Below are 13,039 nucleotides of genomic sequence, written 5' to 3'. Positions count from 1 at the left end.
TTAACTTTTGTGTAAGATAGTACAAGTCTTGGAGGGGAGTACCCCGTTCCACAGCGATGATCGTCAACACGGCAACTCCGCAGGGAAATGAGTTCCCGGTCTCGCTGGCTCGCAGTAGGCGAGTTGGGGGAGACCTCCGGTCAATTTCGTAACTCGACCGGAGGATATTTATATATGCATGTCCCTTTGTGGATTTGGATACTAACCATCGCCGTCATCCTCGGCTTTTTCATCTTTGACTTCTTGAGCCACGTGCGTTCGCCGCACGAACCCTCCATGAAGGAATCCGGTTTTTGGACCTTGTTCTACATGGGCATGGCCGTCATCTTTGGCGGTATCGTCTGGGTGCTGTGGGATCACGAGCACGCCATTCAGTTCTTCACCGGTTGGGTAACCGAACAGGCGTTGAGCGTGGATAACCTCTTCGTGTTCGCACTGATCATGGGCGCGTTCAAGATTCCGCGCCGCTTCCAGCAAAAGGTGCTGCTCATCGGCATCGTCCTGGCGCTGGTATTCCGCCTCATCTTCATCATGCTCGGTGCTGCGATCATCCAGGCGTGGTCCGACGTGTTCTATCTGTTCGCAATCTTCCTCATCTACACCGCGGTCAAGCTCATCGTGGACGAGGTCACCGATGCTGAAGAGACTGATCCGAATGACATGCTGATCATCAAGTGGCTGCGCAAGGTAATCCACGTCACCCCGCGCTACCACGGTGACAAGCTCACCCACCGCGAGGAGTCCGGCCCGAAGAAGGGCAAGCTGGCTCTGACGCCTTTGTTCGTGGCACTGGTCGCCATCGGGCTTATCGACGTCATGTTCGCCTTCGACTCCATCCCAGCCATCTACGGCATTACTTCGGAGCCGTTCCTGGTCTTTAGTACCAACGCCTTCGCGCTGATGGGCCTGCGTCAGATGTTCTTCCTCATCGATGGCCTGCTCGAGCGCTTGGTTTACCTGCCTTATGGCCTGGGCATCATCTTGGGCTTCATCGGCGTGAAGCTCCTCTTCCACGCGCTGCACGAGAACAACCTGCCGTTCGTGAATGGCGGTGAAAACGTCGGCGGCATTCCAGAGATTCCGACCTTGATGTCCCTGCTGGTTATCGTGGGCGTCCTCGCGGTGACCGTTGCCGCCTCTGTTTTGAAGAACAAGCGCGACGAAGCGCAGGGCGGCATCACCGTGTCCCACAACCACTACGACTGGGACGAAGAGGGCAACAAAATCGTCCGCACCAAGTCGGGCGAGCTCGTCGGTAAGGCTGCCGATCTGCCAGAGACCGAACTGCCCTAACCTTTAAGCAAAAGAGTTAATCACCGGGTTCCACTCGCGGAATGCGCGCGCGGTAACAGCGCCGCAGACAAAGAACGGATCTTGGTCCATAATTTTGATGCCTTCGGCAACCTCGGTGGCCTCATCGGCAAATTGCAAAACGATGAGCGCACCGCCCTTGGAATCAGTAAAGGGGCCGGAGCCTAAAATTATGCCCTTTTCATTTAGATCACCGATGAATTCGCGGTGCGCTGGGCGGTTTTCCGCGATGGCCGGATTTTGCGGGTTGTATTCGTAGCTGACTGCGAAGTATTTCATGAACTTATCTTAAAGAGATGGGGGAGTTTGCCGCAGCGGCTTTAGTAGGACAGGTAGGATAAAGTCCGTGAATCATTCTAGGGCTCGGCAGAAAACGGCGGCGGCGTCGGATGTAAATCCCCACGTTTCCAACTGGAATCTACCCAATATCCTGACGAGCTTGCGCATCTTGTTCATCCCCGTACTCGTCTGGTTGGTGCTGGCCGGCCACGACTGGTGGGCTTTTGGTGTATTCGCCGCGTTGATGATTACGGACAAACTCGATGGCGACATCGCCCGTTCCCGTGGCCTCATCACCGACTTCGGCAAAATCGCTGACCCTATCGCAGACAAAGCCTTAATGACCGCGGCCTTCGTCTGCCTCAACATCATCGGCGCTTTGCCGGTATGGGTCACCGTGGTCATCCTTGTCCGCGAATTCGGCATCACTTTCTGGCGCATGGCCCTTCTGCGTCAGGGCAAGGTCGTTCCGGCGTCTAAAGGTGGCAAGCTCAAGACCGTCTTGCAGTCCCTTGCCGTGGCGATGTACCTGTGCCCGCTGCCGAGCTGGATGGACATTCCTTCCTTCGTGGTCATGCTTATCGCCGTCGTGGTCACTGTGGTCACGGGCGTGCAGTACCTCATCGACGGCAGGAAGCAGAACTCCTGATGTCTGCGCCCGCGCTTGTCGATGCCCTGCGCAACCGCAACCAGACCGTATCCTTCTGCGAGTCCTTGACTGCGGGCCTAGCGGCGGCCACGCTCGCTACGGTCCCGGGGGCGTCGGCAGTCTTGCGCGGTGGATTAGTAACTTATGCCACCGAGGTGAAGTCTCACTTCTTGTCGGTTCCGGTGGAGGAGCTGGAAGCCCAGGGAGTGGTCTCTGCCAAAACCGCGCAAGCGATGGCCGAGACTGCGGTGCGCGAGACCGGCGCGGACTGGGGGCTATCGCTGACAGGCGTGGCAGGACCTGACCCGCAAGAGGGCAAATCCGCGGGAACGGTCTTCGTGGGCATCGTTGGCCCCGGGGTTCCTGCCCGTGGCATACAACTGGAGCAGCTATCGGGCAGCCGTAACGCGATCCGTGAAGCCGCAGTGGAAGAGGTCTTGAGCCTGCTTCTATCAACTTTGGAAGAAAATTAGGATTTTCGGGAACAAAGCCGGCCGCAGCGCCGTTGTACAGATTGATGAACACTACTACTGCACTTCTTGAAAAGCCTTTCAACGCCTCGGCAGGTGCTGTTGAGGCTCCCAAGCGCGCGCCGGAGCCGCTGCTGCGTGAGGCGCTGGGACTGACCCTTCGCGCATTCCGCGCCGACAAGGGCGTGACCCTGCGCGAACTTGCTAGCGTCGCGCGTGTTTCCCCGGGCTACCTTTCGGAGCTCGAGCGCGGCCGCAAGGAAGTCTCCTCCGAGCTTTTGGCCTCCGTCTGCCACGCTCTAGAGGTCAGCGTTTCTGACGTCTTGATTGAGGCTGCAGGTTTCATGGCGCTGCCGTCCATGGACGAGGAACTGGCAACCACCGCGCCTGCTGCTTCTGAGCTTTAAAACTCTTCGCGTCTCACAGTGAACTTTATGCCTTCGGGTACCACAGTGGGGCGCGGATTTCGTTAGTATTGGTGGGGTAACGAAACACTTTTAGTCACGCGTTAAACGCAACTTAGGAAGGCTTAAACACACTAATGGCGAATCCATTTTCCAAGGCATGGAAGTACCTGATGGCACTCTTCGATTCCAAGATCGAAGAAAACGCTGATCCCAAGGTGCAGATCGAGCAGGCCATCGAGGACGCACAGCGCCAGCACCAGGAGCTTTCGCAGCAGGCAGCTGCTGTCATCGGTAACCAGCGTCAGCTGGAGATGCAGCTCAACCGCCGCCTGAATGAGATTGAGAAGCTGCAGGGCAATACCCGCCAGGCGCTGGAGCTTGCTGATAAGGCTCGCGCTGCAGGTGATAACACCAAGGCCACCGAGTACGAGAACGCCGCAGAGGCCTTCGCCGCGCAGCTGGTTACCGCAGAGCAGTCTGTGGAAGACACCAAGAAGCTCCACGATCAAGCCCTTCAGCAGGCAGAGCAGGCCAAGAAGGCCGTCGAGCGCAATGGCATGGCCCTGCGTGAAAAGGTCAACGAGCGTTCCAAGCTGCTTTCCCAGCTCGAGCAGGCGAAGATGCAGGAGAAGGTCTCCGAGTCTCTCAACTCCATGAACGAGATGACCGCTAACGGCAACACTCCGTCTTTGGATTCCGTCCGTGACAAGATTGAGCGCCGCTACACCAAGGCCCTGGGCCAGGCGGAGCTGGCGGAGAACTCCGTGGCTAACCGCATGCACGAGGTGGAGCAGGCAGGCGTGCAGCTGGCCGGCCACTCCCGTCTGGAGCAGATTCGTGCAGAGATGGGTTCCTCCAAGGCTGTTGAGGGCAACTCCCAGCAGGCAATCGAGGGCAACCGCACCGCTGGTTCTGCAGCAGACCAGGCGGCGCAGCCAAACGCCGCTGCTGACGACGCCGTCCAAGCCCGCCTGCGCGAACTGCGCGGCGAGCAGTAGCCTCTAGTTCTAAGAAGACCCTCGAGAACTTCTCTCGGGGGTCTTTGTGGATCTAGACGGTATCTAGTCGGTATCTAGTCGCCCACGCCGCGGGCTTGGAGTGCCTCGCCCATGGCTCGGGCGCGGCGTATCGAACGGATGACCACCGGAGTACCGAAAGCTAGCAGGGAAGTGCCCGCACCGCGGGCCTTGCGGGCGTCCATGACCTCTTGAACCGTGCCGAGCATCAGCGGCAGGAGGCGGATCGTAAGTGACATCGCCAGGCTGATATTTTCCACCGGCAGCCCCAGCTTGCCAAGAGGTGCGAGCGCCTTCTCAAAAGACTCCATCATCTCCGAGACCTTAGTAGTCAGCGTGAGGAGTACTGCCGCGACGATGGCGGCATAAATGCTAAAGAAAGTAGCCACCGCCGTTTCAAGGTCTTGCTGCCACCATTGCAGCGCCGCCAGCGCCACGAGCAAATAGAGCGGGGGATAAAGCTGGCTCCAGGCCACGCGCGCAGGGATAAGCGCGAGCGGGTAGACCGCAAGCGCGACTGCCGCGCAGCCCACGGCTACGGGAATGGTCTTTGCAAAAATCGTGGTGCTGATGATGAAAGCGATGAGCACTACAAATTTCACCCACGCCGGCAGGCGGTGGATGAAGGTATCGGCATCGACATAAAACCCAAGCGGAATATTCTGTGGCACGAATGTCTCCCTTTGCTACAGCGGGCGGAAATTACAGAGGGCGGGAGGCCATAAGCGAGCGATAGAAGTCGATGACCTTAGCGGGCGCGCCGTCGGCTGCAATGCGGTGATTATCGATGCAAATGACTCGGTCGAAATCGTGGATGAAATCCAAGTCGTGCGTGACCACGATAAGCTGCTGCTCCAAGCGCGCAAACTCGCGGCGGATGCGGTCGCGGTTGCGCAGGTCCAAAAGAGTGGTAGGTTCGTCGGCGATGATAAGCACCGGCTCCATCACGAGAACCGCGGCCAAAGCCAGCAGCTGCTTCTGCCCGCCAGAAAGCGTATGCGGCGACTGGTCTGCCAGCTCGCGTAGCCCAAAGCGCTCCAGCGCAGCATCCACGCGCGCGTTCCGCTCGGCCTTGCTGAGCTTTAGCCGACGCAGCGAAAAGGCGACGTCGTCACGCACGTTCGGCATCACAATTTGGTTCTCCGCATCGGAGAAGACAAAACCGACCTTGCGGCGGATTTCTTTTCCGTGGCGGGTGACATCCGCGCCGTCGACAAGCACGGTGCCCGAGGTGGGCTCGCTTAGGCCATTGATGAGGCGGGTGAGCGTGGATTTACCGCCGCCGTTCGCGCCGATGATGGCAATGCGCTGCTCAGAAAGCGTGAGGTTTATATCGCTTAAAACCTCTTCCTCGTCGAAAGCGACGCTGACGTTCTGGAACTCGATGGTGGACATTTATGCCTTCTTGGGCTTGCGTCCCATCAGATCCGGAAACGCCGCGTGCACGCCAATCGCGATAACGACCATGACCGCCAGCTTTAGTGCGTCAGGGCCCAAGAAAGGAATCTGTGCGAGTGCGGCCTCGCCCCAGCCCATGCCCGCGCGCAAGGCCATGCCGATGGTGCCGCAGGTGTATTGCACGAGCAGGCTGACGATGCCCGCGAGCGCAATGACGATGCACATGCCGGCCTTGTTGCGCGGGGCGCGGTAAGCAATCGCGCCGCCTACGGCAGGGGAGATGACATAGCCCGCGATGTAGCCCACAGTAGGCCCGGCCAGTGCGCTCAAAACGCTGCGGCCGCCTGCCAGGACAGGTAGGCCAACGAGACCCAGAACGATGAAAAGTAGGCCTACGTAGAAGCCACGGCGCCCGCCCAAAATCAGGCCAGCAAGGGTGATGACGGCGTTCTGCAAAACGATCGGAACGCCGGAGACCGGGCTGGGGATCGAAACGAACGCGAAGACAATAATGAGAGCGGTAAAGACGGCAACGTAAGCAATGTCGCCCGCGACAGAGTTCTTCTTCATGTTGGGCAGATTACACGCCTAGCATTGCGGCTGGGAAACTCGCCTTTTGAACGGCGTTCAGGCGGGCGTGTTGAGCGGGGGCTGGGGCTTGGAATTTCGGCCTGTAGGATAGCGGGCATGCGATTGACGGAGTATCACCAACTGATAGTCGATGAATTCGGTGAATCCGAAGGCAAGTGGATAAGCCATTCCCACGTGCTGGCTAAATACGGTGAAACCGCCGACGAGCTCATCGAACGTGGGGTAGACCCAGGCGAGGTGTGGGAAGGCCTGTGCCATGATTTTGATGTTCCGGAAAACCGCCGCCTGGGCGTGGATTATCCCACGCTCTAGTTGTTCGAACGCATTCGAAGACCTGTGAGTTAAAAACCGGGCGGACACGCGGAGTTTGTATTTTAGTTTCGAACACTTGTGTGTAAGGTGGTTTGGGGTGTCGGGCGTCGGCGCTAGCTTAGCTTTTGCTGCGGAACCGCAGGTGCGGTTTGGCAGTCTAAATCAATGAGCCTGTGGGATGTGCAGGTAAATCAACGTTAGGAATTGAAAATGGCAACGAAGAAGAAGTCCACCGCTGCGGCGGGCAAGGGAGATGACCGCCAGAAGGCGCTCGACGCCGCGATGGCGATGATTGAGAAGGATTTCGGTAAGGGTGCTGTCATGCGCCTTGGCGACGACGAGCGTCCCCCAATCCGCGCGATTTCCTCCGGCAACACCGCCATCGACATCGCACTGGGCATTGGCGGATTCCCGCGCGGGCGCATCGTGGAGATTTACGGCCCAGAATCCTCGGGTAAGACTACCGTTGCGCTGCACGCGATTGCGTCTGCGCAGAAGGAAGGTGGCATCGCTGCGTTTATCGACGCCGAGCACGCCCTTGACCCTGAGTACGCTCGCCTTTTGGGCGTGGATACGGATAACCTGCTGGTTTCACAGCCGGATACCGGTGAGCAGGCGCTGGAAATCGCCGACATGCTCGTGCGTTCCGGCGCTATCGACATCATCGTTATCGACTCCGTCGCGGCCCTTACCCCGAAGGCGGAAATCGAAGGTGAGATGGGTGACTCCCACGTCGGCCTGCAGGCCCGCCTGATGTCCCAGGCGCTGCGCAAGATGACCGGCGCGCTGTACAACTCCGGCACCACCGCCATCTTTATTAACCAGCTGCGCGAGAAGATCGGCGTCATGTTCGGCTCCCCGGAGACCACCACCGGTGGTAAGGCGCTGAAGTTCTACGCTTCCGTGCGCTGCGATATCCGTCGCATCCAGACGCTTAAGGATGGCCAGGATGCGATTGGTAACCGCACCAAGATCAAGATTGTGAAGAACAAGGTTTCCCCGCCTTTCAAGATCGCTGAGTTCGACATCATGTACGGCGAGGGTATTTCGCGTGAGTCCTCCATCATCGACCTTGGCGTGGAGCATGGCTTTATCAAGAAGTCCGGTTCCTGGTTTACCTACGAGGGTGACCAGCTGGGGCAGGGTAAGGAGAAGGCCCGTAACTTCCTGAAGGAAAACAAGGACCTGGCTGATGAGATCGAGAAGAAGATCTTCACCAAGCTGGGCATCGGCGCCGCGGCCGCGACGGGGGAGGAAGTCCACATGGACGTGCCCGGTGCGGACGATTCCTTGACGGATGACGCCGTCGATTTGGTTCCGAACGTCGACTTCGACGACGACTAAATGTCAAAGCCCGCCCCAGAAAAGCTCGAAAAGCTTCGCCAAGCGCTTGCCGAATATGAATCCGGCGCCGCTGGAGGCGGGCTTTTTGATGCCGAAGCAGAAGAAGCCAAAGCCAAGGTGCGCTCCCGCGCGCTGTTGTTGCTGGATCAGCGCGCGCGTTCGCGCACGGAATTAAGTGACCGCCTCCTTGCCCTCGAATTCGACGCCGAGGTGGTGGAGATGGTCCTCGATGACCTAACACACGTGGGCCTGCTTGACGACGCCACCTTTGCCAAAGAGTGGGTGCGCCAGCGCCATGCCCGCAGGGGTAAATCCGCGCGGGTGCTAGACCGCGAGCTGCAGGAAAAGGGCGTGTCCCAAGCCCTGCGGAGTGAGGCCCTGGAGCAGGTGACGGAGGAATCTGAGGAGTCCATTGCCCAGGCTTTGGCGGTAAAGAAAGCGCGCTCTGTGAAAACGGTGCCGGCGGATCGGGCGGAACGTGATAAGTACTTGCGCCGCATCGTAGGCGTGCTGGCGCGGCGCGGTTTCAACCAAGGCATGTCCATGCGGATTGCCATTGCGGCGCTGGATGCGCGCATCGCGGAGCTGGAATCCTAGGGTTTATGAGTTGGCTGCTTTGGCCGATAGAATGACCCGACGTGAGTAATCCCCAGACTGAGGCGCCCCGCACCTACGAAGTGCGTACTTTTGGCTGCCAGATGAACGTGCACGATTCCGAGCGCATCTCCGGCTTGCTGGAGGAGGCAGGCTACTGCGCAGTCGACTCCGGCGACGAGCCCGACCTCATCGTCTTTAATACCTGCGCGGTGCGTGAGAACGCAGATAAGCGCCTATACGGCACCCTGGGCGCATTGAAGAAAACCAAGGAGAATCACCCCGGCATGCAGATTGCCGTGGGCGGCTGCTTGGCGCAAAAGGACAAAGACACCGTCCTCGATAATGCGCCGTGGGTCGATGCGGTCTTTGGCACCCACAACATGGGAGCCCTTCCTACGCTGCTCGAACGCGCGCGCCACAATGACGAGGCCCAAGTGGAAATCGTTGATTCCCTCGAGGCTTTCCCTTCCGTGCTCCCTGCAAAGCGCGAGTCTGCCTACGCCGGTTGGGTCTCGGTCTCGGTGGGCTGCAACAACACCTGTACTTTCTGCATCGTTCCTTCCCTGCGCGGTAAGGAAGAGGACCGCCGCCCAGGCGACATCCTGGCGGAGGTCAAGGCGCTGGTAGACCAAGGCGTCTCCGAGGTCACCCTGCTGGGCCAAAACGTCAACGCTTATGGCGTGAACTTTGCAGACCCTGACCTGCCGCGCGATAAGTTCGCGTTCTCGAAGCTGCTGCGCGAGGTGGGAAAGATCGAGGGCTTGGAGCGTCTGCGCTTTACCTCGCCGCACCCGGCAGAATTTACTTCCGACGTCATCGATGCCATGGCCGAGACCGCAGCCGTGTGCCCGCAGCTGCACATGCCGCTGCAGTCTGGCTCCGACCGCATTTTGAAGGAGATGCGCCGGTCTTATCGTTCGAAGAAGTTCCTCGCCATCCTGGATGAAGTCCGCGAGAAGATGCCGCATGCGGCCATCACCACCGATATCATTGTCGGCTTCCCAGGCGAGACCGAAGAGGACTTCGAGGCCACCATGGAAGTGGTAAAGCGCGCCCGTTTTGCCTCCGCTTTTACCTTCCAGTATTCGCCGCGCCCGGGTACCCCGGCGGCGGAGATGGAAAAGCAGGTCCCGAAGCACATCGTGCAGGAGCGCTTCGAGCGCCTCGTCGCGCTGCAAGACTCCATCCAAGCCGAGGAGAATGCGAAGCTGGTTGGCACCGACGTCGAGCTGCTGGTGCAGGCCGAGGGCGGCCGCAAGGCTGACAAGACTCACCGCCTGACCGGACGTTCCCGCGATGGCCGCCTCGTGCACTTTGCGCCTATCGACGCCGCCGGCACTTCCATCAGCACAGATATCCGCCCAGGCGACGTCGTGCATACCACCGTTACCGATTCCGGTTCCTTCTTCCTCGTGGCTGACTCCGGCGTTACCGAGCACCGCCGCACTAAGGCCGGCGACATGTCCGCAGCGGGGCAGACCCCAACCACCGCGCCTATCGGCGTAGGTTTGGGGCTACCGCAGGTTGGCGCCCCCGCCACCCAAGATTCCTGCGGCTGCTAAAGGAGTTTTTCATGAGCAATCAGTACGACACCGCCCACGCCGCCGAGCGCGCTGCCGCCCAGAAGATGGAACTGGGAGGCTACAAAACCGCGCTCATCGCAGCGGTTGTCGCGTGGGTGGCGTACCTGGTTCTGCCTTATGCCGGCTCCGCCCACGGCTGGGAGGTCCTTGGTCTGGGCAGCCCGAGTGTGAAGATTTCCATCATGGAGAACATCTCGGGGTGGTGTGCCCTGCTGGGCATCGGCGTGCTGACTAGCCTCACCGTCATCACCCGCCGCTTAAACTACGGCCTTGCTGCATGGATGCTGGTAGCAATCTCGCTGTTTCTTAACCTCTGGGGCTTCTGGTACCGCGGCTCGACCGCTAACGGCGCCTCCATCGGCATGTGGGTCGGCGTGCTCGCTAGCCTGATTGCATTCTTGGCGTACTGCCGCGTGGCCTTTAGGCGCAGCCCCGAGCAAATTGCAGCGGCCGAAAAGGCCCGCGCCGCAGCCAGCTCCCTCGATCAAGTCGGCGTCCTGCAGACGGAGGCCGCGACCACACTTCCTCCGGAGGAGAATCCGCTGCTTATCGACGACCGGCGCCGCCGAGCGCACAAGCGTTAAGCTCCGAATTTAACTCCGGAGATGCAGCTCCCAGGCTGAGGACGTGGAAATAACCTTCGCACCTAGGTGCTTATAGATGCGGTTCATCGCCGGGTCCTCATCCGCTACCGAGCAATATGCCCGGCGCGCGTCCGGCCACCACCGCGCGACCTCGTGCAGTGCGTGCAGTTTCGCAGCCGTGGCCAGTCCGCGTCGACGCCTATCGCGGGCGGTGACCGTCAGCGTCCACTCACAGACCTCCGGGTCCGCATCCGCGTGCCGGGAAAGCTCCGTCAGCGCCACGATACGCCCGGCTTCCTCGACCGCAACCAGAAGAGTATGCGAGCGCCGTGCCCGCAGCCTGCGATGCGCCTCCTCCAAACGCTGCGCGGTCCAATAAATAGGCTCGGTGCTCAAATCGCCGTAGACCGCATCCGTGGAGGCCACGGTCAAAAGCTCCAGGATGTCATCCAGATACTCAGCGGGGATGTCATAGTCGGCAAAGACATGAAATTTGCGCGAGGCCACCGGGAAAGGCCGCGCTGGCGTATCCGGAAACTCTACGAACATCTGGTGCTCGGCGTGCATTTGTGCAAAGCCCCGCGCGATATACGGGCCTGAGAACGGGTCATAAGAGTAGTCCGCATCGGCAGGGTAGAGCATGCCTACCTGCGCGACGCTGCGGCCGAGCTTATGGGCCAGGTCGAGGGCGGCGTCGACAAGCTGCTTGGCTACCCCGCGCGCTTCCGCGGACAGCTCCTCGCCGGGCATGGGCAGCAGGCCCGCCGCGAGAACGCACTCGATTTCCGCATTCTGTGTTTCTTCAAGAAGAGGCAGCGAGATATGGATGAAGCCGTCGAAATCCAACTCCGGGCTGGGCTCCACCGCGGAAATAGTGGGCACGCCCAGCGCGCCCACCTCCAGTGGGGTAGGAGAAGTTAGCCCAAAGAGATAGGTCTGCGACTCGTTCGAGCCTTGTAGGCGCTGGACCACCCGCGAAGGCGCAGAAGATGCGGCTGGGTCACCGCTGGCCTCTTGCGCATACAGGTTCGCGTCGAAGACGAAGCTACGGACGCAATCTGCTGGCTTTCCGCGGCCGGGGACAATCTGGACGAGCAAACTATTTGTCATTTACAGCAGCTGCCGCTGCGTCCGCGAACTCCTGCCACTGCGCGGCCTGGGCGCGCAGGTCCTGCTCCTTCGTGGCGTTGCCCTTGGCAGCGGCGGCGTCGGCTTGCGCGTTTAGATCGTCAACCTTGGACTGGAACTGCGCCACGCGTGCCTGAGCTTCGGGGTCGGTACGGCGCCACTCGGAATCCTCCGCGGCGGAAACGCGCTTTTCCAGGGCCTCAATCTTGGCCTCGTATTCACGGACCTGGTTGCGTGGGACGAATCCAATTTCCTCCCACTTTTCTTGCAGCTCGCGCAGCTTCGCCTTGGCGGCCTCGATGGACTTGGAAGGATCGATTTGCGAGTCGTATTCCGCAATCAGGGCGTCCTTCGCCTGCGCGTTGGCGGCGAATTCCTTATCGCGCTCGTCGTTGACGGCGTTGCGAGCGGAGAAGAAGTGGTCCTGCGCAGCGCGGAACTGCGCCCACAGCTTGTCATCGGCCTCGCGCGGGGCGCGGCCGGCGGCCTTCCACTCGGTCATCAGGTCACGGTAGGCGCGCGCGGTGGCTGCCCAGTCGGTGGAATCCTGCAGCGCCACGGCGCGCTCGACGAGCTCTTCCTTGCGCTTGCGGGCCGCCGCGCGATTGCGGTCCAGTTCCGCGAAGTGCGCTCCACGGCGCCTATTAAAGGAGTCGCGTGCGCGCGAGTAGCGCTTCCAGAGGGCGTCGTCAGTCTTGCGGTCGATTCCGCGAATCTGCTTCCACTCCTCGAGGATGGCGCGGATGCGATCTCCCGCGGCCTTCCACTCGGTGGAGTTCGCTGCGATGTCCTCGGCCTCTGCCGCGAGCTTCTCCTTGGCCGCGATGCCTTCCGCGCGGCGGCGCGCTTTATCGGCCTGCGCCTGCTCGCCGGCGCTTACGGAGTGCTCGATGACAGCGCCCAAACGCTTGTCCAAGGCCGCAATATCGCCGATAACGGCAGCGGTAGGCAAAGACTCCCGCAGCTCCGCGGCGGTGGCCTTGATGGTTTCCGCTTCGCCCGGGTGCGCCTTCAAGCGTGTTTCCAGCAGCTCAATTTCGGTGGAAAGGTCATCGTAGCGGGCACCATAGTGCGCCAAGCCCTCAGCCGGGGTGCCGGCCTTCCACTCGCCAATCTTGCGTTCGCCTTCGGGAGCATTGACGAAGACGGAACCGTCTTCCTCCACGCGGCCCCATTTGGCCGGATCATTCTTTGCGACCTTAGCCGCCGGCTGTGCGCCCGGGCGAGGGCCTGGACGAGCACCCTTCTTGGGCATTGCACCTGGGGTTGGGATAGACATGGTTGAAACCGCCTTTATGAAAGTCGCGCCGCGCGTCACGGCTGCCTAGAGTGTTCTCCCTAACAGTACCTTCTCCTGCATTAGGATGAGT

At 60.3% G+C, this 13,039-nt stretch carries 16 protein-coding genes; 10 read left to right on the top strand and 6 right to left on the bottom strand.

The genetic code is table 11. The features are described from left to right. The first annotated feature begins 174 nt into the window (after window positions 1-174). On the top strand, window positions 175-1,293 hold the full coding sequence (locus QKB66_RS03750) for a TerC family protein (RefSeq protein ID WP_414252723.1): 1,119 nt from the start codon (window positions 175-177) through the stop codon (window positions 1,291-1,293). Between the two features lie 3 nt (window positions 1,294-1,296). Here the strand turns inward: QKB66_RS03750 and QKB66_RS03745 are convergent, their stop codons facing one another. Then, on the bottom strand, window positions 1,297-1,590 hold the full coding sequence (locus tag QKB66_RS03745; protein ID WP_414252722.1) for a YciI family protein: 294 nt from the start codon (window positions 1,588-1,590) through the stop codon (window positions 1,297-1,299). Between the two features lie 67 nt (window positions 1,591-1,657). On the opposite strand from QKB66_RS03745, the gene pgsA reads away from it, so the two are divergent. The 4 genes from pgsA to QKB66_RS03725 all read left to right on the top strand — a co-directional run bounded on the left by pgsA (window position 1,658) and on the right by QKB66_RS03725 (window position 4,114). After that, window positions 1,658-2,239, top strand: coding sequence for a CDP-diacylglycerol--glycerol-3-phosphate 3-phosphatidyltransferase (gene pgsA / locus QKB66_RS03740; RefSeq protein ID WP_414252721.1), 582 nt, complete (start codon window positions 1,658-1,660; stop codon window positions 2,237-2,239). Further along, window positions 2,239-2,712, top strand: coding sequence for a nicotinamide-nucleotide amidohydrolase family protein (locus tag QKB66_RS03735; RefSeq protein ID WP_414252720.1), 474 nt, complete (start codon window positions 2,239-2,241; stop codon window positions 2,710-2,712). The genes pgsA and QKB66_RS03735 overlap by 1 nt, the downstream gene beginning before the upstream one ends. 44 nt (window positions 2,713-2,756) lie before the next feature. Continuing rightward, window positions 2,757-3,116, top strand: coding sequence for a helix-turn-helix domain-containing protein (locus QKB66_RS03730; protein ID WP_061923073.1), 360 nt, complete (start codon window positions 2,757-2,759; stop codon window positions 3,114-3,116). A 134-nt stretch (window positions 3,117-3,250) separates the two neighbouring features. After that, window positions 3,251-4,114 carry a PspA/IM30 family protein gene (locus QKB66_RS03725; protein ID WP_061923070.1) on the top strand — a complete coding sequence of 288 codons (864 nt, stop codon included), beginning with the start codon at window positions 3,251-3,253 and terminating at the stop codon, window positions 4,112-4,114. A 74-nt stretch (window positions 4,115-4,188) separates the two neighbouring features. Here the strand turns inward: QKB66_RS03725 and QKB66_RS03720 are convergent, their stop codons facing one another. The 3 genes from QKB66_RS03720 to QKB66_RS03710 are packed head-to-tail and all read right to left on the bottom strand — an operon-like array spanning window position 4,189 to window position 6,100. Next, a complete protein-coding gene (locus QKB66_RS03720; protein ID WP_414252719.1) occupies window positions 4,189-4,803 on the bottom strand; it encodes an energy-coupling factor transporter transmembrane component T family protein in 615 nt (204 codons plus the stop codon). A 31-nt stretch (window positions 4,804-4,834) separates the two neighbouring features. After that, window positions 4,835-5,527, bottom strand: coding sequence for an energy-coupling factor ABC transporter ATP-binding protein (locus QKB66_RS03715; RefSeq protein ID WP_414252718.1), 693 nt, complete (start codon window positions 5,525-5,527; stop codon window positions 4,835-4,837). Further along, window positions 5,528-6,100 carry a biotin transporter BioY gene (locus QKB66_RS03710; protein WP_248091731.1) on the bottom strand — a complete coding sequence of 191 codons (573 nt, stop codon included), beginning with the start codon at window positions 6,098-6,100 and terminating at the stop codon, window positions 5,528-5,530. It abuts the gene before it with no gap. 117 nt (window positions 6,101-6,217) lie between these two features. Here QKB66_RS03710 and QKB66_RS03705 point away from each other — a divergent pair, with 117 nt between their 5' ends. From QKB66_RS03705 to QKB66_RS03685, 5 genes are all read left to right on the top strand, one after another. After that, a complete protein-coding gene (locus QKB66_RS03705; protein WP_414252717.1) occupies window positions 6,218-6,433 on the top strand; it encodes a DUF3046 domain-containing protein in 216 nt (71 codons plus the stop codon). Between the two features lie 210 nt (window positions 6,434-6,643). Further along, the gene (recA, locus tag QKB66_RS03700) at window positions 6,644-7,777 is read left to right on the top strand and encodes a recombinase RecA (RefSeq protein WP_061923051.1); all 1,134 of its coding nucleotides are present in this window, start codon (window positions 6,644-6,646) and stop codon (window positions 7,775-7,777) included. Next, window positions 7,778-8,374 (top strand): recombination regulator RecX, encoded by a 597-nt coding sequence (recX, locus tag QKB66_RS03695; protein WP_311517843.1) that lies wholly within the window; start codon window positions 7,778-7,780, stop codon window positions 8,372-8,374. It begins immediately after the preceding gene. Window positions 8,375-8,415: 41 nt separating this feature from the next. Further along, window positions 8,416-9,936, top strand: a complete 1,521-nt coding sequence (gene miaB / locus QKB66_RS03690; RefSeq protein ID WP_414252716.1) for a tRNA (N6-isopentenyl adenosine(37)-C2)-methylthiotransferase MiaB — start codon at window positions 8,416-8,418, stop codon at window positions 9,934-9,936. An 11-nt stretch (window positions 9,937-9,947) separates the two neighbouring features. Further along, window positions 9,948-10,541 carry a hypothetical protein gene (locus QKB66_RS03685; protein ID WP_248091749.1) on the top strand — a complete coding sequence of 198 codons (594 nt, stop codon included), beginning with the start codon at window positions 9,948-9,950 and terminating at the stop codon, window positions 10,539-10,541. A gap of 9 nt (window positions 10,542-10,550) precedes the next feature. Here the strand turns inward: QKB66_RS03685 and QKB66_RS03680 are convergent, their stop codons facing one another. Together QKB66_RS03680 and QKB66_RS03675 are read right to left on the bottom strand one after the other, a co-directional pair. Beyond that, window positions 10,551-11,651 (bottom strand): GNAT family N-acetyltransferase, encoded by a 1,101-nt coding sequence (locus QKB66_RS03680; RefSeq protein ID WP_414252715.1) that lies wholly within the window; start codon window positions 11,649-11,651, stop codon window positions 10,551-10,553. After that, window positions 11,641-12,948: a DUF349 domain-containing protein gene (locus QKB66_RS03675; protein ID WP_070823575.1), complete on the bottom strand. Its 1,308-nt coding sequence runs from the start codon at window positions 12,946-12,948 to the stop codon at window positions 11,641-11,643. The genes QKB66_RS03680 and QKB66_RS03675 overlap by 11 nt, the downstream gene beginning before the upstream one ends. Window positions 12,949-13,039: the final 91 nt, after the last annotated feature.

The organism is Corynebacterium sp. c25Ua_89 (assembly GCF_047459735.1).
GTDB lineage: Bacteria > Actinomycetota > Actinomycetes > Mycobacteriales > Mycobacteriaceae > Corynebacterium > Corynebacterium simulans.
Note: the sequence above shows the minus strand (reverse complement) of the source record. Positions and strands in the feature narration are given on the sequence as shown.